Origin of the sequence: Dongia sp., from assembly GCF_041906375.1 — a bacterium.
In the GTDB taxonomy this organism is placed as follows: Bacteria; Pseudomonadota; Alphaproteobacteria; order Dongiales; family Dongiaceae; genus Dongia.
On the sequence record NZ_JAYRJJ010000002.1, the window covers coordinates 846,868 to 866,629 of the forward strand.

The 19,762-nt window shown below is 64.4% G+C and carries 19 protein-coding genes; 7 read left to right on the forward strand and 12 right to left on the reverse strand.

Annotated elements, in window-relative coordinates:
- Nucleotides 1-131: 131 nt before the first annotated feature.
- From ACE3OA_RS10855 to ACE3OA_RS10870, 4 genes are all read right to left on the reverse strand, one after another.
- Nucleotides 132-434 carry a SelT/SelW/SelH family protein gene (locus tag ACE3OA_RS10855; protein WP_374310770.1) on the reverse strand — a complete coding sequence of 101 codons (303 nt, stop codon included), beginning with the start codon at nucleotides 432-434 and terminating at the stop codon, nucleotides 132-134.
- Entirely contained in the window at nucleotides 427-1,725 is a 1,299-nt protein-coding gene (locus tag ACE3OA_RS10860) for an MFS transporter (RefSeq protein ID WP_374310771.1), read from the reverse strand. The genes ACE3OA_RS10855 and ACE3OA_RS10860 overlap by 8 nt, the downstream gene beginning before the upstream one ends.
- A 61-nt stretch (nucleotides 1,726-1,786) precedes the next feature.
- Nucleotides 1,787-2,119, reverse strand: a complete 333-nt coding sequence (locus tag ACE3OA_RS10865; protein WP_374310772.1) for a helix-turn-helix domain-containing protein — start codon at nucleotides 2,117-2,119, stop codon at nucleotides 1,787-1,789.
- 86 nt (nucleotides 2,120-2,205) lie between these two features.
- A complete protein-coding gene (locus tag ACE3OA_RS10870) occupies nucleotides 2,206-2,709 on the reverse strand; it encodes a hypothetical protein (protein WP_374310773.1) in 504 nt (167 codons plus the stop codon).
- Nucleotides 2,710-3,087: 378 nt separating this feature from the next.
- On the opposite strand from ACE3OA_RS10870, the gene ACE3OA_RS10875 reads away from it, so the two are divergent.
- From ACE3OA_RS10875 to ACE3OA_RS10885, 3 genes are all read left to right on the forward strand, one after another.
- Nucleotides 3,088-4,851, forward strand: a complete 1,764-nt coding sequence (locus tag ACE3OA_RS10875) for a putative bifunctional diguanylate cyclase/phosphodiesterase (RefSeq protein WP_374310774.1) — start codon at nucleotides 3,088-3,090, stop codon at nucleotides 4,849-4,851.
- Nucleotides 4,852-4,941: 90 nt separating this feature from the next.
- Nucleotides 4,942-7,725, forward strand: a complete 2,784-nt coding sequence (locus ACE3OA_RS10880; RefSeq protein WP_374310775.1) for an ATP-dependent DNA helicase — start codon at nucleotides 4,942-4,944, stop codon at nucleotides 7,723-7,725.
- Nucleotides 7,726-7,821: 96 nt separating this feature from the next.
- The gene (locus ACE3OA_RS10885; RefSeq protein ID WP_374310776.1) at nucleotides 7,822-8,232 is read left to right on the forward strand and encodes a tellurite resistance TerB family protein; all 411 of its coding nucleotides are present in this window, start codon (nucleotides 7,822-7,824) and stop codon (nucleotides 8,230-8,232) included.
- Nucleotides 8,233-8,360: 128 nt separating this feature from the next.
- On the opposite strand, the gene ACE3OA_RS10890 is transcribed toward ACE3OA_RS10885, so the two are convergent.
- The 3 genes from ACE3OA_RS10890 to ACE3OA_RS10900 all read right to left on the reverse strand — a co-directional run bounded on the left by ACE3OA_RS10890 (nucleotide 8,361) and on the right by ACE3OA_RS10900 (nucleotide 10,726).
- Nucleotides 8,361-9,215, reverse strand: coding sequence for a branched-chain amino acid aminotransferase (locus ACE3OA_RS10890; protein WP_374310777.1), 855 nt, complete (start codon nucleotides 9,213-9,215; stop codon nucleotides 8,361-8,363).
- Between the two features lie 180 nt (nucleotides 9,216-9,395).
- Complete coding sequence (locus tag ACE3OA_RS10895) at nucleotides 9,396-9,881, reverse strand: hypothetical protein (protein WP_374310778.1); 486 nt, start codon at nucleotides 9,879-9,881, stop codon at nucleotides 9,396-9,398.
- Nucleotides 9,882-10,012: 131 nt separating this feature from the next.
- On the reverse strand, nucleotides 10,013-10,726 hold the full coding sequence (locus ACE3OA_RS10900) for a helix-turn-helix transcriptional regulator (RefSeq protein WP_374310779.1): 714 nt from the start codon (nucleotides 10,724-10,726) through the stop codon (nucleotides 10,013-10,015).
- A 425-nt stretch (nucleotides 10,727-11,151) separates the two neighbouring features.
- Here ACE3OA_RS10900 and ACE3OA_RS10905 point away from each other — a divergent pair, with 425 nt between their 5' ends.
- Genes ACE3OA_RS10905 through ACE3OA_RS10915 form a run of 3 tightly spaced genes read left to right on the forward strand, consistent with a single transcriptional unit; the run spans nucleotide 11,152 to nucleotide 14,518 of the window.
- Nucleotides 11,152-12,213 carry a quinone-dependent dihydroorotate dehydrogenase gene (locus ACE3OA_RS10905; protein ID WP_374310780.1) on the forward strand — a complete coding sequence of 354 codons (1,062 nt, stop codon included), beginning with the start codon at nucleotides 11,152-11,154 and terminating at the stop codon, nucleotides 12,211-12,213.
- A 52-nt stretch (nucleotides 12,214-12,265) separates the two neighbouring features.
- Nucleotides 12,266-13,645: an EAL domain-containing protein gene (locus ACE3OA_RS10910; RefSeq protein WP_374310781.1), complete on the forward strand. Its 1,380-nt coding sequence runs from the start codon at nucleotides 12,266-12,268 to the stop codon at nucleotides 13,643-13,645.
- A 15-nt stretch (nucleotides 13,646-13,660) separates the two neighbouring features.
- On the forward strand, nucleotides 13,661-14,518 hold the full coding sequence (locus ACE3OA_RS10915; protein ID WP_374310782.1) for a TIGR01459 family HAD-type hydrolase: 858 nt from the start codon (nucleotides 13,661-13,663) through the stop codon (nucleotides 14,516-14,518).
- A 15-nt stretch (nucleotides 14,519-14,533) separates the two neighbouring features.
- On the opposite strand, the gene ACE3OA_RS10920 is transcribed toward ACE3OA_RS10915, so the two are convergent.
- The 4 genes from ACE3OA_RS10920 to ACE3OA_RS10935 are packed head-to-tail and all read right to left on the reverse strand — an operon-like array spanning nucleotide 14,534 to nucleotide 16,358.
- The gene (locus ACE3OA_RS10920) at nucleotides 14,534-15,148 is read right to left on the reverse strand and encodes a flavin reductase family protein (protein WP_374310783.1); all 615 of its coding nucleotides are present in this window, start codon (nucleotides 15,146-15,148) and stop codon (nucleotides 14,534-14,536) included.
- 12 nt (nucleotides 15,149-15,160) lie between these two features.
- The gene (locus tag ACE3OA_RS10925; protein WP_374310784.1) at nucleotides 15,161-15,586 is read right to left on the reverse strand and encodes a DUF6691 family protein; all 426 of its coding nucleotides are present in this window, start codon (nucleotides 15,584-15,586) and stop codon (nucleotides 15,161-15,163) included.
- Between the two features lie 5 nt (nucleotides 15,587-15,591).
- A complete protein-coding gene (locus tag ACE3OA_RS10930) occupies nucleotides 15,592-16,044 on the reverse strand; it encodes a YeeE/YedE family protein (RefSeq protein ID WP_374310907.1) in 453 nt (150 codons plus the stop codon).
- Nucleotides 16,041-16,358: an ArsR/SmtB family transcription factor gene (locus ACE3OA_RS10935; protein WP_374310785.1), complete on the reverse strand. Its 318-nt coding sequence runs from the start codon at nucleotides 16,356-16,358 to the stop codon at nucleotides 16,041-16,043. The genes ACE3OA_RS10930 and ACE3OA_RS10935 overlap by 4 nt, the downstream gene beginning before the upstream one ends.
- A 142-nt stretch (nucleotides 16,359-16,500) precedes the next feature.
- On the opposite strand from ACE3OA_RS10935, the gene ACE3OA_RS10940 reads away from it, so the two are divergent.
- Entirely contained in the window at nucleotides 16,501-18,168 is a 1,668-nt protein-coding gene (locus tag ACE3OA_RS10940) for a methyl-accepting chemotaxis protein (RefSeq protein WP_374310786.1), read from the forward strand.
- A gap of 8 nt (nucleotides 18,169-18,176) precedes the next feature.
- On the opposite strand, the gene ACE3OA_RS10945 is transcribed toward ACE3OA_RS10940, so the two are convergent.
- Nucleotides 18,177-19,754, reverse strand: coding sequence for a winged helix-turn-helix domain-containing protein (locus ACE3OA_RS10945; RefSeq protein WP_374310787.1), 1,578 nt, complete (start codon nucleotides 19,752-19,754; stop codon nucleotides 18,177-18,179).
- Between the last annotated feature and the right edge of the window lie 8 nt (nucleotides 19,755-19,762).

Genomic DNA, 19,762 nt, shown 5'->3' on the forward strand with positions numbered 1-19,762 from the left:
AGCAAGTGTGTCACGCGATTCGTGATGCGCGGGAGACTCGCTCTCAATCGGGGCGGAAATGGGGCAGCGCGATGAAAATTCGACGAACTTCGCCCGCCGGATCGTCAGCAATTCGACAGGTCACGAATTCATCACGGCGTGTCGCCGTCGGCCTTCTTGTCCGAATGTCCAAGAGGCCGCTCCGGCGCCACCAGATCGCGGATGCGCTGCTTGAGTTCCTTGAGCTCGGGAAAGCGGCCCTCGACTTTGCGCGACCAAGCGATGACGCCGTCCACCGTCACATCGAACACGCCGCCGCTGCCGGGAATGAGCGTCACCCCGCCCAATTCATCCTCGAACGTCACCAGCAATTCCTGCGCCGTCCAGCCAGCCCGCAACAGCCAGCGGCATTGTGTGCAATAGGTGATGGCGACGATGGGCTTGGTGTCAGTCATTCGGTTTTTGGGTAAGGCCCTGCGGATAGAGCCGCGCGATCCAGAGCAGCAACAGCAGGCCCGGGACCGCCATGAAAGCGGTAAGCGCCCAGAAGCTGATCCAATCCATGTGATCCGCAAGCCACCCGCTGCCGCTCGACATCACCGTGCGGCCCTGCGCCATGAAGGAAGTCAGCAGCGCATATTGCGTGGCGGTGAACGCGACGTTGCAGAGGCCCGAGAGATACGCCACGAACGCCGCCGCGGCAATGCCGCCGGCAAGATTATCGGCGGTGATCGCAACGCCCAGCCAGAGGAGGTTGTTACCCTTAAGGGCCAGATAGCTGAACAGCAGATTGGTGACCGCCTGCAGCACGCCGCCGATGAGCAGCGTCTTGAACAGGCCGATCCGTGCCACGACGAGCCCACCCAGCACACCGCCCACCAGCGAGGCGATCAGTCCATAGACCTTCGACATCGCCGCGATCTCGGTGCCGGTAAAGCCGAGCTCGTTATAGAAGGGCGTCGCCATCGTGCCACCGAAGGCATCGCCGAATTTGTAGAAGAGGATGAAGAGCAGGATGACCACCCAGCCGCGCCGCCCGATGAAATCGGCGAAGGGCTGGATGACGGCCTCGGTCAGCCATTCGGCATAGCTTCCCTGGCGTTGGGCTCTGACAGCGACCTTCGGTTCCGGAATGAGAAGGGTGAAGATCGCGCAGAGCAGCATGGCGCCGGCCAGAATGGCGAAGATGGTGGGCCAGGCGATGAAGTCCGACATGGCAACCGCACCCGCACCCGCCAGCAGCATGCCGATGCGATAGCCGACTTGCGTGGTGCCGGCGCCGGCGCCCTGCTCGTCATCGTCCAGCAATTCGATGCGATAGGCGTCGATGACGATGTCCTGGCTTGCTGCAAAGAAGGCCACCAGGATCGTCATCAGCGCCGTCGCCGTCGGTGCTGCTACAGGGTCGGTCTGTCCCATGCCGAAGATCGCCGCAGCCAGCAGGATCTGCAACACCAGCAGCCAGCTCTTGCGCCGGCCAAGCAGGCGAGTCAGCACAGGCAGCGGCATCTGATCGATGATCGGCGACCAGGCGAATTTGAAGGTATAGGGCGCGCCGACCAGCGCAAAGAGGCCGATTGTCGTCTTGTCGACGCCGAGTTTAGAGAGCCAGTAGGACAAGGTCGAGAGCGTCAGCAGAAGCGGCAGACCGCTGGCAAAGCCCATGACCAGGATGATGATCTGGCGCGGCGTGAAATAGACGCTCAGCGCCTCAGCCCAACCGCCGGTCCGTTCGACTGCCATCATATGCCCTTCAAAACAGCACGCCCGACTCGGGATGCTCAACGGGGTGCATGCTGAAGGAAGTCTATTTCGGCTTCAATTGCTCGTTGAGGCTGGTCAAGGTTGCGGCGTCTAGATCGCCGATGCGTTTGGCGAGGCGATTGGCGAGTTCGGTGGCGAGCGGCGAGAGGCCGCCGGTATCGATGCTGATCTTGGGATCGGAGAGGTCGGCCAGCGCCTGGAGGTCGTCGACTTCGTCCCAGGCGAGGTTGAAATAGGCCGCCACCTGCTGCACGAAGCCGGTCTTGGGCCGCGCCCGGTGGCCATGTTCGAGGGCCGAGAGATAAGCGGAGCTCACTTTCAGCGCCTTGGCCATGTCCTTGAGCTGCCGGCCATGGGCCTGGCGCAAATCGCGCAATCTTTGTCCGAAAGGTGTCATGCGGGGCCGAGCTTAACGACCCCGCCGTGACCGCCGCAACAAGATCAGCGGGCGATCAGTTCAGATCAGACCGCGATCTTGAAGCGCGCGGTTGCGGTCTCGGCATCGTTCAAGGGCGGCTCGGCGCCGGCCTGACGATAGGCGCGGTCGGCGGCCTTGACCGGGGGATCATAAAGACCCGGGGCCAGTTGTTCCTGGGCGATGAGTTGCGCGAGAAAAGTGGCGACCGGGGTCCCGGCCGGCACCGTACCATTGCCGGATTTGCTGGCCGATGGCGTGCTTCCGATGGCGGCACGACCTGAGCGGGCGCTGGCCGTGTCGGCCTCGGCCGCGTCCCTTTGCGTACGCGCCGGCACCTCGGCATTGCCAAGCTGATCGCTGCGCCCGCCGTCGACAACACGGAAGCGGAAATTCTTGGCGCGGGGGCCGCCGGTCGCATCGCCGGCGGCTTCGACCTGCGTGAGCGCGGCATCCTCGCGCGCGTCGCCCTTGCCGTTCCGCACAGACGTGACGCCACGGCCGCTGAGGGCGGTCGGTGGCGGCAGCAGGAGCGGACCGATTTCGGCCATGCGGCGGAAGTTCCCCCGGGTGACATTGACGTAACGGTGCGGCGCCCGAACCGAAGGCCCCAGCGTGCGGTCAGGCCTCAGATCCGAATTAGATAGAATTTTAGATAAATTGGAGTTAGGGACAAGCCCATTCAAGGGCGACCCTTGAGAATCTGATCACATCATCGTGCGACTCCGGCATTAATTTCGTCAATTTTACCAAATATTTACCATGCCACCCGAGACTCCTGTGGATATCTCCGCGTCGCTCCCGCGACCCCTCTCTGGCGCCTCCCGGGGGCCGGAAAAATACCCAACCAGTCAGCTTTTAGGACTTTGTTTAGACTCTGGCGTTAGGGTCGCTGGATGGTACCGAGTGACGGCGACAGAGGAGCGCTCGTGACGGCTTTGAGGAACGAGCAAGGGCTGACTTCCCTGGCGCCGGAAACGGCACAGGACCCTGCTTATGCCGAGCCGGTCCACGGTGGCGCAGCGACCCCGAATGCGGATTGGCTGCGCACAGCCATCGGCGCATCGGGCGATATTCTTTACAAATGGGACATCCTCTCCGACCGCCTTTCCTGGGCGGGCGAGATCGAGGAGGTGCTGGGCGAGGGCGAGAACGCCATCGCCAGCGGCCATGGCTTCAACAACCGCATCCACCCCGAGGATCTTCCCCGGCGCTTGAAGGCCCTCTCCGACCATTTCAGCCAGGGCGACAATTACGATTGCGAATACCGCGTCCGCAATGGGCAGGGTGTCGTCATCTGGGTACATGACCGCGGTCGCGTTGAGATCGACGCCAACGGCATGCCGGTCGCCATGTCCGGCGTCATGCGCATCATCACGCAAAGGAAGCAGAACGAGGCACGGCTCGAGCGCATCGCCAATTACGACGAGCTCACCGGCCATTTCAACCGCGCGCGCCTGCGCGACGAGCTGGAGCACGCCCTTTCCTTCAGCCGCCGCTTCAAGGTCGACGGCGCCTTCTTGGTCATCGGCGTCGACAAGCTCGCCATGGTCAACAACGCTTATGGCTACGAAATCGGCGACGCGGTCCTGGTGGCCATTGGCCAGCGGCTCGACCGCATGCTGCGCGCTTCAGACGTCATCGGCCGGCTGGGCGGCGACCGTTTCGGCGTCCTCCTCACCAATTGTCCGGACGAATGTATCGTCAGCTGCATGGACCGCATCATCCAGACCATGCGCGAACAGGCGATCGAGATCGACGGGCAGTCAATCCCCATCACTGTTTCCGTCGGCTGCGTCATGTTCCCGGGCCTGGTCAACACCGCCTATGAAGTGATGACCAAGGCGGAATCGGCCCTCACCTATGCCAAAAAGGCTGGACGCTGCTGCTACAACGTCTATCGGCCGTCGGAACAACAGACCCTGCTGCATCGGCGCGCCATGGATATCGGGACCCAGGTGCAGCAGGCGATGCGCGAGCAGCGCCTCATCTTCACTTATCAGCCGATCATCCATGCGCAATCGATGACGGTCTCGAAATACGAATGCCTGCTGCGCATGAAAGACCCCAAGGGCGAGATCCTGCCGGCCGGCGCCTTCATCCCGGTGGTCGAGCAACTGGGTATGACGCGGCTCCTGGATCGCTACGTGCTCGACATGACGGTCGAAGAGCTGCGCAAGGATGCGGCCACGGTCCTCTCGCTCAATATTTCCGGCCTCACCGCCACCGATCAATCCTGGCTGCGCGCCCTCATCGCCGCGGTCAAATCGACGCCGAATATCGCGCCGCGCCTGATCGTCGAAATCACCGAGACGGCGGCCCTCCACGACATCGAGGAATCGGCCCGCTTCGTCAATGTCGTGCGCGATGCCGGCTGCCGCGTCGCCATCGACGATTTCGGCGCCGGCTTCACCAGCTTCCGGCATTTGAAGGCACTCACCGTCGATCTGGTGAAGATCGATGGTTCCTTCGTGCGTAACCTTGCCAACAATGTCGACCAGCAGCTCTTCATCCGCAACCTGATGGGATTGGCCGGCACCTTCGGCCTGGAGACCGTGGCCGAATTCGTCGAGAACGAGGCCGATGCCCAGGTCCTCATCAAGGCCGGCGTCCACTACCTCCAAGGCTATCATTACGGCCGCCCCCAATTCGACCGCCCCTGGACCGTCGGCCAGCGGATCTTGTCTGCGTAAGCCGAGCTCCGATTCCAATCCCCTCCCTTCACCCCCTAGTTGATCCCCCTTAGTTGATCTGGGGCCGCTGCTGGTTCATAAAGCGGCGTGATGAACGAAACCGGTACAATCAGCCAGCGCGCCGCCAACCTAGCCGAGCTTCCGGCCCTCATCGCCTATCATGGCGAGGCGGTATGGCTGGAGCACGCAGCGGCGACACCACAGCGTGTCAGCCATGGCACCGCCTCCTTGTCGGGACGCGCCCGGGCGCCGCTGCTGGTGCATGCGCCGGCCACCGCCCGGCGCCTGAAGGTCGAGCGATTCTTCGCCTTCGATCTCCTCGAGCTTTATGCCTTCGTGCGCCCGGCCAGTTTTTCGCTACCGACACCCAAGGGTCTTGCCGAGATTCTCGGCCTGCCCGTACCGCCGCATCATGACCCGCTGGTGGAAGCAAGGCTGCTGCATGAATGCGCGCGGTTGCTGCTGACCGAGCTTGCCACCCTGTCGCGGCAGCGGCGGCGCACCACCGGCATTGCCTGGGCGATGGCGCGGGCCGGCTGGGCCTGGGGCCCCTTCGTGCTGCGCGCCCTCGACTTCCAGGCGGAGGGCGGTTCGTCCCCCGGAATTAACATCTGGGACGAGCTTCCGGAATGGAGTGATGGCGCACCACCGCCGGAACCAGATCATCTGCCCATCACGGCCGAGGAAACTCGCCGCCGCCTTGCCGACCTCATCGGCGAAGGGGCCGAGCAGCGCGCGGCGCAGGCTGATTTTGCCGCCGGCCTCACCCCCGCCTTCTGCCCGCGCCCCGAAGAGGGTGCCCCCAATGTCGTTCTGGCCGAGGCCGGCACGGGTGTGGGCAAGACGCTGGGCTATATCGCGCCGGCGAGCCTCTGGGCGCAGCGCAACCAGGGACCGGTCTGGATCAGCACCTATACAAGGCATCTGCAGCACCAGATCGATGGCGAGCTCGACCGGCTTTATCCCAACCCGGCGCAGAAGGCGCAGAAGGTCGTCATCCGCAAGGGGCGCGAGAATTATCTCTGCATCCTCAACCTCGCCGAAATGGGTGGGCAGCTCGGCAGCCGCCCGGTCGATGCGGTGGGCTTCGGCCTGGTCGCGCGCTGGGCCATGACGACGCGCGACGGCGACATGGTGGGCGGCGACTTTCCGGGCTGGCTGCCCGATCTCATCGGGCAGGGCCGCTCCTATGGTCTCGCCGACCGGCGCGGCGAATGCATCTATGCCGCCTGCCCGCATTACACGCGCTGCTTCATCGAACGCTCGGCACGCCGCGCCAGGAAAGCCGAGATCGTCATCGCCAATCATGCGCTGGTGATGATTCAGGCAGCGATTAATGGCGGCAACAATGACGAGCAGCGCCTGCCGACACGTTACGTGTTCGACGAAGGCCATCATCTTTTCAGCGCGACCGATGGCGCCTTTGCGGCCCATCTCACCGGCCAGGAAATGGGCGATCTCCGGCGTTGGCTGCTCGGTGCCGAAGGCGGCCGCTCCAGCCGCGCGCGGGGTCTCAAACGCCGTCTCGATGATCTCATCCTCGACGATGCCGAGATGCCGGCACTGGTGGATGCGATCCTGCAGGCGGCGAGAGCGCTGGTGAGCGAGGGCTGGCAGCAACGCATGGCGGAGAACCAGTCATTGGGTGCTGCTGAGAAGTTCCTCCACGCCGTGCGCCACCAGGTGCTGGCGCGGGCTGCGGCACCGCGCAGCGGCTACAGCCTGGAATGCGCCTGCGCGCCGCTGGAACCGGACGTCGCCTTGGCCAGCGTCGCCCTCGACCGCGCGCTCAGCGCGCTGATGGAGCCGATGCTGGCGCTGGCGGCAAAACTGCTGCGCCGTCTCGACGATGAGGCGGAAGCGCTCGAGAGCGCGGAACGGCAACGCATCGACGCGATGGCGCGCGGCCTGCAGCGGCGCGGCGACATGGAGATCGGCGCCTGGCGCGCCATGCTGAAGGCGCTGGCCAGCAACCAGATACCTGATCCGATCGGCGATGCACCGCTCTTCGTCGATTGGTTCGGACTGGAGCGCAGCGACGGGCGTGAGCTCGATGTCGGCATGTATCGCCATTTCCTCGATCCCACCCGTCCCTTTGCCGAAGCGGTGATGAAGCCCGCCCATGGCGTGGTCGTGACCTCGGCGACGCTCACTGACGGCAGCGGGTCGGAGCAATCCTGGGCCGGGGCCGAGGCGCGGGCCGGCACCAATCACCTGCCCCTCCCCGCCTATCGCCTGCGCGTGCCCTCGCCTTTCGATTATGCCAAGCAGACCCGCGTCTTCATCGTCACCGATCTCGACAAGGACGACATGGCGCAGGTGGCTGCGGCCTACCGCACGCTCTTCCTCGCCGCACGCGGTGGCGCGCTTGGCCTCTTCACCGCCATCCAGCGCCTGCGCGAGGTGCACCGCCGTATCGCGCCGGCGCTGGAGGCGGAAGGGCTCAACCTCCTCGCCCAGCATGTCGACGCGATGGACAATGCGACCCTCATCGACATTTTTCGCGGCGATCTCGATGCCTGCCTGCTTGGCACCGATGCGGTCCGCGACGGCGTCGACGTGCCGGGGAATGCGCTTCGGCTCATCGTCTTCGACCGCGTGCCATGGCCGCGACCCGACCTCCTCCACCGCGCCCGGAAGGCGGCCTTTGGCGGCACGGCTTACGAGGACCAGCTGACGCGGCTGAAGCTCAAACAGGCCTTCGGCCGGCTCATCCGCCGCGCCGACGATCACGGCGTTTTCGTGCTGCTCGACAAGGCCATGCCCTCGCGCCTGCTCACGGCCTTTCCGGCGGATGTGGCGGTGGAACGCATCGGCCTCAAGGCCACGATCGACCTCACCGCCGCTTTTCTGGCCGAAACCGTTAATAAATAAGGCCCCGGAACGGCTATTGGCCCAGGGGTTGAGCGGGAACCCGCCCACCGCTATTGTGCGGGCGATTTACGTCATCAGGTATAGGAACGAATGAAAATGGCCGTGCAAGCTCACCATACCGCCCTCATCTACACCATGGTGCTGATGGCGGCGGCGGACCGCGACATGTCGGATGCGGAGATGTCGTCGATCGGCGATATGGTCGGCCATCTGCCGGTCTTCCGCGATTTCGACCGCGCGCATATCGCCAAGACGTCGGCCTCCTGCGTTGATCTCTTGAACGGCAAGGACGGGCTCGATGCGGTGCTCAAGAAGATCAGCACCTCCCTGCCGGAAAAGCTGCGCGAGACGGCCTATGCCATCGCCTGCGATGTCGCCGCGGCCGACAGCACGGTGACGGAGGAGGAATCGCGCCTCCTTGACCTGCTGCGCTTCGAGCTGAAGATCGGCAAACTCGTCGCCGCCGCCATCGAACGTGGCGCCCGCGCGCGCCATCTGACGGTTTAATCCCGAACTTAGCTTTTGTCGTCATGCCCGGGCTTGACCCGGGCATCCGTCAGCAACCGATAGACAGAGCGCAATCACGCCAGATCCCCGGGTCAAGCCCGGGGATGATGGTGGAAAGTGATTGCTGGCTACGCCGCCGAGCGCAGGCCGCCATGGGCGAAGTCCATGTAGAGTTCGCGGGCGCGGCGGGTGATCGGGCCGATTTCGAGCTTGCGGTCTTCGATCTGCCTCATCGGCATCACCTTGCCGAAATTCCCCGATGAGAACAGCTCGTCACATTCGAGAATGTCCTTGGGCGTCAGCGTGCGTTCATAGACTGGGATCTTCGCCGCGTTGAAGAGGCGGATGAGGCGCTGGCGCGTGATGCCGTTCAAGAAACAGCCGCTGGCGGCCGGCGTGATCGCCGCACCATCTTTGGCAATCCAGAGATTGGCCGAGGCAAATTCGGCGATGTTGCCGAGCGGGTCGAGCATCACCGCTTCGTCGAAGCCCTTGGCACGCGCTTCACCCGAGGCGCGGCCGGCCTGGGCATAGAGGCAGACGGCCTTGGCATCGGTCGGCGCCATTTCCGGCGAGGGCCGGCGCCATTTGGAAATCATCGCACTGGCGCCCTTGGTGGCGTCGGGCAGCGGCGTCAGCACGACGGAAATGCAGATGCGCGTCGAGGCAGGATCCGGCGCCATCCAGCCGTCTTCCGACCACATGAAGGGGCGGATATAGAGATGGCTGCCGCGCGGAAAGCGCGCGATGCCGTCGCGGCAGATTTCCTCGATTTCGCCCGCCGACAAGGGCGAACGCAAACCCACATTGCTGGCGGAACGGACGGCACGGCGGCAATGGAGGTCGAGATCGGGCGTCACACCGTCGAACGCGCGGGCACCGTCGAAGATACCGCCCATCAGCCAGGTCGCATGATCGAATGCGCGCATCAGCGGCGGATTGCCGGTGACCCATTTGCCGTCAACAAAATGCCATTGTTCCATGGCCAGCCTCACTCATGAAGAAGACCCCGCCGCAGCCAAGCAGCATCGCGCGAGAGGATCATCGGATAGCAGAGTGAAACGCTAGGACGCTTTTTCCCGCCGCGCAAGCGCCGTGGCAGTGGCGCGCGGTCACCCTTTTCAGGCGCCGCCGCACGCCAGCCATGCCAAGTTCAGTCGGAATCAGTCATTTCGGTCGTAATAGCGCGCGGGCAGCGGACGCGGATGCAGCTTCTGCTGCGTCACCTGTGACAATTCTTCGCCGTCGCGGAAATAGAAGAGGACATTGCCCATCTCGCGCAACGCGGCGCGTTCCCGCTCCAGGGCCGCGAGATCGCGCGGAACCGATGGGACTGACGACCGAATGGGATCGGCATTGCATTCCTGCCCTAGGACAGGAGCAATTTCCCCCGCGCCAATTTCCCCCGCGCTAATTTCCCGGGGCCGCAGGATTTCCCGGAGCCGGGCAGCGACGATGCGGGAGCCGAGCCCCGTGACCTGGCGGTCGACCAGGCGCAGCTGGGCCCGCCGCTCGGCCGCTTCCGCCGCAGCCTCGGACCCGAAGCGGCGGCGGTGCCGCAATTCCTGGGGCAGGAAGTCGAAAGTGGCCTGCAGGACCGCCTCATCTGCTTCGAGGTCGAGATCGATACGCCGGGCTGAACGCGCCATCGCCATTCTCCTTCAAAACTTGAATAAGAACATATAGGGAACAATATGAACATGTCAAGCCGCCGGCGGGATTTCTCACCCGCCGGCGGCTGAAACGAGGTTATCGCCCGTGGATTACAGGCTGACGGGAATTACTGGCTGACCCACTGGATGCGGGCGGTGAACCGCACCTGGTCCTGGGGCACGAATTGCGGCTGGCCCGGCTGGCGGACGGCTTCGAGGTAGTAGCCGTCGGCATCGTGGCGCACCACCTTTCGCACCAGGACTGTGCCGGCGCTGGTGCCGATAATGATGCGATCGCCGCGCCGGATTTCCGCCCCGCGGGCGGCGATCAGCGTATCGCCGTCGCGGTAGATCGGGTCGAAATCGGTGCCGGTGATCTCGACGCCGAAATAGTCGCGCCCGGCGCCGGTGAATTCCAGATGGCCCCAATCCGGGCCCATCGGCATGCCGCTGGCGTCAAAGCAATCGCCGGCAGCGAGGCGATCGAGCGTGATGACGGGAATGGTGCGGGATTGCCCGCGCGCCACGACGCGGCCACCGCTGACGGCCTGGTCATAGGCCGCGGCACCGCCATGGCCGTTGCCATTGGCCTCGCCATTGCCGGCGCCAGTGAGGAGAACGAAATCGACGAAGGGCTCGCCGGTGACGGTCAGGATCTTGGAAAGCGATTCCGTGCTCGGCCAGCGTGGGCGGCCTTCGCGCGTGATCCGCTTTGAAGGGTTGAACGCCGTCGGGTCGAGGCCGGCGCGACGCGCGAGACCCGAGGCGGATAGCCCGTGCTTGGCGGCGAGCCTATCAATGCCGCGCCAAACATCAGCATGCTGCAACATGGGAACTGACACGATCGCTTCTCCTAAAGTTCAAGCTATGACGACGCGCTTGCCGCAGCCCAGGACGAAGCGTCTCCCTTCCTAAATCCGACACTGAACCCATGAGGTTCAGGATCATCTTCCGATGATTACACCGCCTCCCCCCGAAGGCTCTGCATCACCAGCACGATGAAAAGCATTTTAGCCGATGAAATCGATAGAAAGAACATCTCATTTATAAATAATAGGATTAGAGCGCTCTATACTTCGGTATAAGTATGAATGCCGTTAAGTTCCTCTTAACAATACTTTTTCGGAATGTTCTCGTGTCTTTTCAATACCTTTAGGGAAACGGTCGGCGGGAACAGGAAAATTTCGCGTCATGAGGAATAGACCCTCATGAAAAATCGTTACGGCGCTTGCCCCGGCCCGGCGCATCCGTTAGGTCCAGTTTCCACATGACCTGTCTCGATTCACTTTATCCGTTTTTGCGCCCGGCCCTGTTCCACCTTGATGCGGAGAATGCGCATCGCCTGGCCGTGCGTGCGCTGGCTGTACACAGCACCGTGCGGCGTGGCCCCGTTGATACGCGGCTCGCCCAGCGCCTGTGGTCGCTGGATTTTCCAAATCCCATCGGCCTTGCCGCCGGCTTCGACAAGAATGCCGAATGTTATCGCGGGGCGCTCTGTCTCGGTTTCGGCTTCGTCGAGATCGGCAGCGTCACGCCGCGCCCGCAGTCCGGCAATCCGCGCCCGCGCCTCTTCCGCCTTGTGGCCGACCGTGCCGTCATCAACCGCATGGGCTTCAACAATGACGGCATGGAGGCAGTGGCCACCCGGCTGGCCACGCGCGAGCGGGGTGCGGGCATCGTCGGCGTCAATCTCGGCAAGAACAAGGAAACCGAAGACGCCGCCGCCGATTACGAATTGGGCGTGGCGCACCTTGGCCCCCTGGCCGACTATCTCGTCATCAACGTCTCCTCGCCCAACACGCCGGGCCTCCGCGCACTTCAGGGCAAGGAGAAGCTGGCCGAGCTCATCCGCCGCACGCGCGCGGCACGCGACGCTTTGCCGAAGCGCCCCCCGCTGCTGCTCAAAATCGCCCCCGACCTCACCGAGGATGACCAGCGCGACATCGCCCTTGTGGCGCTGGACGAAGGGCTCGACGGACTCATCATCAGCAACACCACCATCGCGCGGCCGCCTTTGGCTTGCAGCGACCTTGCCAAGGAGACCGGTGGGCTTTCCGGCGCACCCCTGCTGCAGCCATCGACGGCGCTGCTGGGGCGCATGTACCGGCTGACAGAGGGCCGCCTGCCGCTGATCGGCGTCGGTGGTGTCGCCAGCGCGGCCGATGCCTATGCCAAGATCCGTGCCGGCGCCTCGTTGGTGCAGATCTATTCGGCCATGGTCTATGAAGGGCCGGGCCTTGCCGCCAGGATCATCGCCGGCCTGGGCCCGTTGTTGAGCGCCGACGGTTTTGCGCGGGTGACGGATGCGGTCGGGGCCGATCATCGCTAGGATGCCGCATCTCTTAACAGGCTCTTAACCAAAAGGTTGCTAGGGCTAATTCATGACTCAGCGCGCGCATATCCTCATCTTCCTGCTTTATGCCCTGGGTGCGGTCGTGCTGGCCCTGTGGCTGCCCGAATTCCTCCCCAGCGTCTCGCCGATCCTCGGCGCCATCGCCGGCGGCTTCGTCGTCATGGCGGGTGGCCTTGCGCATCAGGCGGCTCTCGGCAAGGCGCGCAACCGGGCGAGCGCGCAATCGCTGACCGAGCTCAACCGCCTGCTCGCCGACGTCCTCCGCGACCAGCGCAAGCTTGAAGACGACATGCTGCAGCTTCGTGCAACCCTCGCCAACCTCGCCACCGCCCCGCAGCAGGATGTGGGCGAGGTGGTCAATGAGGTGAAGGTGCTGCAGAAGCTGATCGAACAGCTCTACGGCGCCCGCACCGCGAAAGGTGCCGCCAAGCCGACGGGCGCCAAGCCAGCGGTGGAAGCAGCCAAGGTGCAAGCTCAGGCACAGACTCCGGCTTCGGCCCCGGCAAAGCCCGTGGCGCCCAAAGTCGTGCCGGTCGACGAGCCCGTGGTGGTGGCGCCAGCGGCGCCCCCGGCATCACCCGCGGCCGCAGCAACGCCCGCTGCTGCCGGCAGCGCCAGCCTGCCCATGCCGCCCATCGCCTATGACCTGGCCGAGGACGAAATCCTCGACGCCTTGCGCGACGGCCTGCGCGAGAACGGGGTCGAGCTCGCTTTGCAGCCCATCGTCACCCTGCCCCAGCGCAAGCGCCGCTTTTTCGAATGCTTCTCGCGCGTGCGCATCAGCGACGGCCGCGTGCTGACGCCGGAACAATATCTCGACCTCGCCGAGCGGCACGGGTTGGTGACGGCGATCGACAACATGCAATTGTTCCGCTGCATCCAGATCCTGCGCCGCATCCGCAAATCCAATGCCGGTGTCGGCTTCTTTCTCAACATCTCGCACCACACGCTGGGCGACCGTGACTTCTTCCGCGAATTCATCAATTTGATGGCGCAGAACGCGGAGCTGGCACCGGCCATCGTGTTCGAGTTCTCGCAGCGCGCGATGGAACTGGCCGACGAGGCACTGCTGCGCGACCTCGACCGGCTGGCGCAGCTCGGTTATCGTTTCAGCCTGGACCAGGTGACGCATTTCGATCTCAACCCGGCCCAGCTGTCGCGGCATCATTTCCGCTTCATGAAGATCGAGGCGGAACGCCTCATCGCCGCCGCCCGCGCCGGCGCGCTCGGTGACGATCCGGAAGAATTCAAGCGCATGCTCGATTCCTTCGCCATCGACCTCGTCGCCGACCATATCGAATCCGAACCGATGCTGCTCGAACTCCTCGACATGCACCTCGATTTCGGCCAGGGCTATCTCTTCGGCGAGCCCCGCATCGCCCGGGCCGAGACAACCGCCCTCCACTAAGCAGACAAGAGCATCATGACCCAATTTCCCGCTGGCCTCGAAGCCATCATCGGCGATGTCGACCTCGTTGTGATGGATCTCTGGGGCTGCATGCATGACGGCATCAAGGCCTATCCGGCCGCGGTCGAGACGCTGCGTCGGTTGAAGCAATGCCGTATTCCGGTGGCGCTGGTATCGAACGCGCCGCGCCGCATCGAAACGGTGCGGCCGCGCCTCCAGGAGATGGGTATCGGCGACGATCTCTATGAGGGCTTCTATACCTCGGGCGAGGAAGTGTGGAACCACATCGCCAGGCGCGACCTGCCGGGCTATGCGGCGCTTGGTGAAAAGGCCTACCAGATCATCGGCGCGCAGGACCGCACTTTCACCCATGGCCTCGAGCTCGACGTCGTCCATGATATCGACCATGCCGACTTCCTGTTGGTGCTCGGTGTCGCGAGCCCCGATGACCGGGTCGCCGATTTCATGCCCGTGCTTGAGAAGGCCCGGGCGCGCAACCTGACCCTGGTCTGCGCCAATCCGGATCTTGTCGTGCATCGCGGCGGTGTTGCCGAGATCTGCGCCGGCGCCATCGCGGAAAGCTATCAGCAGATGGGCGGCAGCATCCTCATCGAAGGCAAGCCGCATGCCGGCATCTATCGCCGCGTGCTGGCCGATTTCGGCGTGCCGGCGGAACGGCTGATCGGCATCGGCGACGCGCTGCGCACCGATGTGGCCGGCGCCAAGGGCATCGGCGCCAAATCGCTGCTGATCGGCGGCGGCATCCACCATGCCGTGCTGCTGACCGCGCAGGGGATTGACCAGGCGGCATTGGCAAAGCTTGTCGCCGGCGGCCCACAGCCAGATTTCGTACTGCCTTATCTTCGCTGGTAGATCGATCGGTTCGGATTAATCGGGCCGCGTCATGCGGAAAGTCTGGTCGACCACCGTATAGAGCGAATAGCCCATGCGTGCGATGGGCTTCGCCTTGGTGATGTCGACGCGGCCGTTCTCGATGAGGTGATCGGCCACATGCACGCCGACCACGTCGCCGAACAGCACCGTATTAGGTTCACCCGGATCGAGGCTCGGCAGCTCCACGCTCTGGAGGTAGCGGCATTCGAGGGCCACCGGCGAAGCCTTGACGCGCGGCGGCGCCACGATGGTCGAGGGCACCATCTCCAGTCCAGCCACCTCCGCCTCGTTGACGCCCGCGGGCTGCCTTGCCGAAGTGGCATTCATCTGCTCCCGCAGATCCCAGGTGGCGAGGTTGACGACGAAGGCACCGACCGCTTCGACATTGCGCAGCGAATCCTTCGGGCTGCCGTCAGGCTTCAGCCCGCTGGGAGCGAACATGACGATGGGCGGACTGTCCGCCACCATGTTGAAGAAACTGAACGGCGCCAGATTGACGCGGCCCGCGAGATCGACGCTGGAAATCCAGCCGATCGGCCGCGGCACGACCAGCGCCTTCAAGGGATCGATGGCAAGCCCGCTGTTCTGCAGCCGCGGTTCGTAGAACATGCGGGGGCCTTTCTAGCGTCGCGCGGTGACGGCGAAGAGGACCATGCCACCCAGCATGGCGGCGAAGAAGATGAGCGCCGCGGAACCGTCGAGCGCCAGCAGGGTCAGTGCCGGTCCCGGGCAGATACCGGCCAGGCCCCAGCCGATGCCGAAGATGACACTGCCGAATATCAGTTTCCCATCGATTGCGTTGGCTTGGGGCCATTGGAAGCTGTCCGCGGCGATCGGATGGGCGCGGTGCCGCGCGAAGGCAAAGCCTGGCAGGGTGACGGCCAGCGCACCGCCCATGACGAAAGCGAGGCTGGGGTCCCAGCCGCCGGTGGAAATGGCGCCGAGATCGAGAAAGGCCAGCACCTTGGTGGGATCCGCCATGCCGGAAACGACAAGGCCGACGCCGAAAACGAGGCCGGCAACCAAAGCAAGGATCGGTCGGTTCATGATGGTCAGCCTCCGATCAGATGACGGGTGACGAAGACGGTCGCCATGGCACTGGCCATGAAGATAACAACTGCCGCCAGCGAACGGGGTGACAGGCGCGCCAGACCGCAGATGCCGTGGCCGCTGGTGCAACCGGCACCGAGGCGCGTGCCATAGCCCACCAGCAGGCCGGCGACGATCAGGCCCGGTGTGTCGGTGACAAGGCGCGGAATGAAACCGCCAAGCAGCTGCGCTGCGGCGAGCGCCCCCAGCGGCAGGCCGATGAGAAAGGCGAGCCGCCAGGGTGTATCGGTATCGGGTCGCCGCAATAGGCCACCCAGAATGCCGCTGATACCGGCGATGCGGCCCAGCATGAGCAGTAGCAGCAGCGACGCAAGACCGATGAGGGCGCCGCCGGCCAAGGCGGCGAGAGGGTTGAAGGCGTTCCAATCCATGATCTTTTCCTTATGCTTGTTCAGCGCCGCGTTGGCGGTGGACAGAAGGCAGCCTTGAGCACGCCGGCGATCTCGCGCGCCGGTTCGCTTGCCACCTCATAGAAAATGCTGGTGCCTTCGCGCCGGGAGGCAACCAGCCCCTCGGTGCGCAGGCGCATCAGATGTTGCGACACCTTGGGCTGGGCGAGTCCCAGCTGGCCCGCGATCTCGCCCACGCTGAGCGGCCCGGCCTCCAGCGTGCACAGGATCGCCAGCCGATGCTCATGCGCCAGCGCGCGCAGGAAGGCCGCAGCCTCGGCCGCCTTGGCCAACAGATCGGCGCCCTCAGCGGCCGCCATGCGCATTTTCTGTCCATTCATATATGCGAATATACGAATAAAACTTAGGTAATCAAGTAAATTGAATGCATTTATAATCTGTTAAATCAGCGACCCTAAGCTGCCGCCAACAATATAAAATATACGCAACTTGGGGGATCCAATGACCATCGGCGGCAAGCTCGGCATGGCTTCGGGCATCAATATCTTTTTGATCCTGGCGCTGACGGCGCTCAGTTTCTTTACCGTCTCGCAGTTGCGCGGGTTGCAGGACGAAGGCGCTGAGCGGGCCGAGGACGCCGTCTACGTCACCGGCGCTTCCGCCGCCGGGGCCGAACTCTACCAGATCATCGCCGATGCCGTGATCAACCGCGACCTCGCCGCGACAGCCGCCGATTGGTCGGCCAAGAAGCAAGCGGTCGAACAGGAATTCGTCAAAATCGGCGAGATTGTCGATACCGATGCTGAAACGGCCAAGCTTGCGCAGGCGCAGCAGGCTTATCGGGATCTCACCGCCGCTTTTGAGACCGAGATGCTGCCGCTGCTGCAGCAGGGTGGCGCCGTCGACGAACAGGTGCGGGCCATCGACGACAAGATCGACGGCGCCGCCGCCGGGCTGGCCGAAGGCCTGCTGGCGATCCGCCAGTCGATCGACGCTGAATCCGTCGAGCATGACGCTGTCTTCGACGAGACCGGTGCGCGCAATGCCTGGGCGGGCATGGGCCTTGCCGCTGTCGCCGCCCTGGTGGCACTCGGCGTCGCCTTCGCCCTGACGCGAACCATCGCGCGGCCCGTGAAGTCGATGACCACCGTCATGAACCGCCTGGCCGGCGGCGACACCGGCGTCACCATCGAGGGGACCGGCCGGCGCGACGAAATCGGCGACATGGCCAAGACCGTGCGCGTGTTTCAGGAGAACATGATCGAGAGCGACCGGCTGCGGGCCGAGCAGGAACGCATGAAGGAGCAGGCGGCAGCCGAGCGCCGTTCCGCCATGATGAAGATGGCCGATGAATTCGAGGCAGCAGTGGGCTCGGTCATCCGCGTCGTGTCGTCAGCCGCCGCGGAATTGCAGGCAGCAGCGGAATCCATGTCGGTCACTGCCGAGCGTGCCGCAAAGCAATCGACCATCGTCGCTTCGGCCTCGGACGAGGCTTCGACCAATGTTCAGACCGTGGCGGCAGCGACCGAGGAACTGACCAGCTCGGTCCAGGAAATCTCGCGCCAGGTGGCGCAGTCGAACACCATGACCGCCGACGCCGTGGCCGATGCCGAACGGACCAATGCCCAGGTCGAGACCCTCGCGCAGGCCGCACAAAGGATCGGCGATGTCGTGCGCTTGATCAGCGATATTGCCGGCCAGACCAATCTGCTGGCGCTCAACGCCACCATCGAGGCAGCACGCGCCGGCGAAGCGGGGCGCGGTTTCGCCGTGGTGGCGTCGGAGGTCAAGAATCTGGCCGGCCAGACGGCCAAGGCCACCGAGGAGATCACCGAACAGGTCAGCGGCATCCAGACAGCCACCGAAGGATCGGTCCGCGCCATCGCCGGCATTGGCGCGACTATCCGCACCATCAGCGGCATCACCAGCACCATCGCCGCCGCAGTCGAGGAGCAGAGTGCTGCCACCCAGGAGATCTCGCGCAACATCCAGCAGGCGGCGATCGGCACCGGCGAGGTTTCGTCGAATATCGGCGCCGTAAACCAGGCAGCGAGCGATACCGGCAGTGCCGCCACGCAGGTCCTGTCCGCCGCCCGCGAATTGTCGCAACAGGCGGAGGCGCTCGGCACCGAAGTCGGTCGCTTCCTCGACACGATACGCGCGGCCTAAGCGGCGAGCTATTCGGGCAGTCCCGCTTTTCGGAGACCGTCGGCGAGCGTTATGCGGTCTTCCGGGCGCCGAAGCGGCAACCAGTCTTTTAGCATCGCGACGCGCAAATCGGGATCGAGCTTGCGCAGATGATCCATGGCATGGCCGGCCGCTGTCACCCGGCCGGCCAGCGCATGGCTGGCAGCGACGACACAGGCGGCGAGAAGAAAACTCGGCAATGTGCCGGCGGCCTTTTCGCCCCAGGACGATGCCTGGTCGAAGCGGCCCGCCAAAAGATGCGCCAGTCCGGTTCCCGCCTGCATGCGCACCATCTCCGGGTCCAGCGGACTGAGGCGCATGGCGCGCGAGATATGCCCGATCGCTTCGTCCTGCTCGCCGCGGGAGATGCGCTGGAAGCCGCCGAGATACCAGGCGGCCGCCAGATTGGGATTGAGTATCAGCGCCCGGTCGAGCAAGCCGATGCAGCTGTCGAGATCGCCGCCGAAATGGCCCAGCGCATGACCCCCGCGCGTGAGCGCCACCGCATCGTCCTTGCCGAGATCGACCGCCCGGCGCGCCAGCCTCGCACCTTCCGCCATCTCCGCCGGCCGGTCCGTCATCCAGCCGTTGATCTTGCGCCAGAAATAGCACCAGGCCCCCATGCCATAGGCCGAGGCGAAATCGGGGTCGTGCTCTATCGCCTCGTGGAAGAGCGGCAACGCTTCTTCGATGGCGTCCCGCGTTCCCAGATGAAAATTCGCCATGCCGCGCAGATAGAGGTCGTAGCCATCGAGATTTTCGGTGGGCTTCCGTTTCGCGCGCTCGATTTCAGCCCGCTCCAGCTGGGGCGAGACGGCGCCGACGACGCTCACGGTGATCTGATCCTGCAGATCGAAGATATCGTCGAGCGTGCCGTCGAACCGGTCCGCCCAGATATGTGTGCCCGTCGTGGCGTCGATGAGCTGGCCGGTGATGCGCACGCGATTGGCCGCCTTGCGCACGCTGCCTTCCAGCACATAGCGCACACCGAGTTCGCGCCCGACCTGCTTCACGTCGACGACCCGGCCCTTGTAGGTGAAGCTTGAATTGCGCGCGACGACGAACAGCCAACGCATGCGCGACAACGCCGCGGTGATATCTTCGACCACGCCGTCGGCGAAATATTCCTGCTCGGCATCGCCGCTGAGATTGTGGAACGGCAGGGCGGCGATGGACGGCTTGTCGGGAAGTGCCAAGGGGCCGGACGGCACCGCTGCGTCATGTGGTTCGGCCGACATGCCCGGTTGATGGGCAGCCATTTCCTCGCGCACTTCGCCCACGAAGCGCAGGCCTTTGCGGGAAACCGTGCGGATCAGGCGCTGCTCGGTGCCGTTGTCGCCGACCGCCTTGCGCACCGCGTTGATATGGCTGGTGAGGGTGGATTCCGAGACGATGCGCCCGCCCCACACCGCGTCCAGCAGATCGTCCTTACTGGCGACCCGGTCACGGTTGCGCAGCAGGTAAAGCAACAGGTCGAAGACCTGCGGCCCGATGGCGATCACCTCGGCACCGCGGGTGAGCTCTCGCCGCTCCGGGTCGAGCCGGTAGTTTTCGAAAGCGAACCGCAATTCGACGC

Excerpts from the sequence above, each read along its gene's own strand:
- ACE3OA_RS10855 (WP_374310770.1), bottom strand. The coding sequence starts at position 434 with ATGACTGACACCAAGCCCATCGTCGCCATCACCTATTGCACACAATGC.
- ACE3OA_RS10860 (WP_374310771.1), bottom strand. The coding sequence starts at position 1,725 with ATGATGGCAGTCGAACGGACCGGCGGTTGGGCTGAGGCGCTGAGCGTC.
- ACE3OA_RS10870 (WP_374310773.1), bottom strand. The coding sequence starts at position 2,709 with ATGGCCGAAATCGGTCCGCTCCTGCTGCCGCCACCGACCGCCCTCAGC.
- ACE3OA_RS10880 (WP_374310775.1), top strand. The coding sequence starts at position 4,942 with ATGAACGAAACCGGTACAATCAGCCAGCGCGCCGCCAACCTAGCCGAG.
- ACE3OA_RS10885 (WP_374310776.1), top strand. The coding sequence starts at position 7,822 with ATGGCCGTGCAAGCTCACCATACCGCCCTCATCTACACCATGGTGCTG.
- ACE3OA_RS10890 (WP_374310777.1), bottom strand. The coding sequence starts at position 9,215 with ATGGAACAATGGCATTTTGTTGACGGCAAATGGGTCACCGGCAATCCG.
- ACE3OA_RS10895 (WP_374310778.1), bottom strand. The coding sequence starts at position 9,881 with ATGGCGCGTTCAGCCCGGCGTATCGATCTCGACCTCGAAGCAGATGAG.
- ACE3OA_RS10905 (WP_374310780.1), top strand. The coding sequence starts at position 11,152 with ATGACCTGTCTCGATTCACTTTATCCGTTTTTGCGCCCGGCCCTGTTC.
- ACE3OA_RS10910 (WP_374310781.1), top strand. The coding sequence starts at position 12,266 with ATGACTCAGCGCGCGCATATCCTCATCTTCCTGCTTTATGCCCTGGGT.
- ACE3OA_RS10915 (WP_374310782.1), top strand. The coding sequence starts at position 13,661 with ATGACCCAATTTCCCGCTGGCCTCGAAGCCATCATCGGCGATGTCGAC.
- ACE3OA_RS10920 (WP_374310783.1), bottom strand. The coding sequence starts at position 15,148 with ATGTTCTACGAACCGCGGCTGCAGAACAGCGGGCTTGCCATCGATCCC.
- ACE3OA_RS10925 (WP_374310784.1), bottom strand. The coding sequence starts at position 15,586 with ATGAACCGACCGATCCTTGCTTTGGTTGCCGGCCTCGTTTTCGGCGTC.
- ACE3OA_RS10935 (WP_374310785.1), bottom strand. The coding sequence starts at position 16,358 with ATGGCGGCCGCTGAGGGCGCCGATCTGTTGGCCAAGGCGGCCGAGGCT.
- ACE3OA_RS10940 (WP_374310786.1), top strand. The coding sequence starts at position 16,501 with ATGACCATCGGCGGCAAGCTCGGCATGGCTTCGGGCATCAATATCTTT.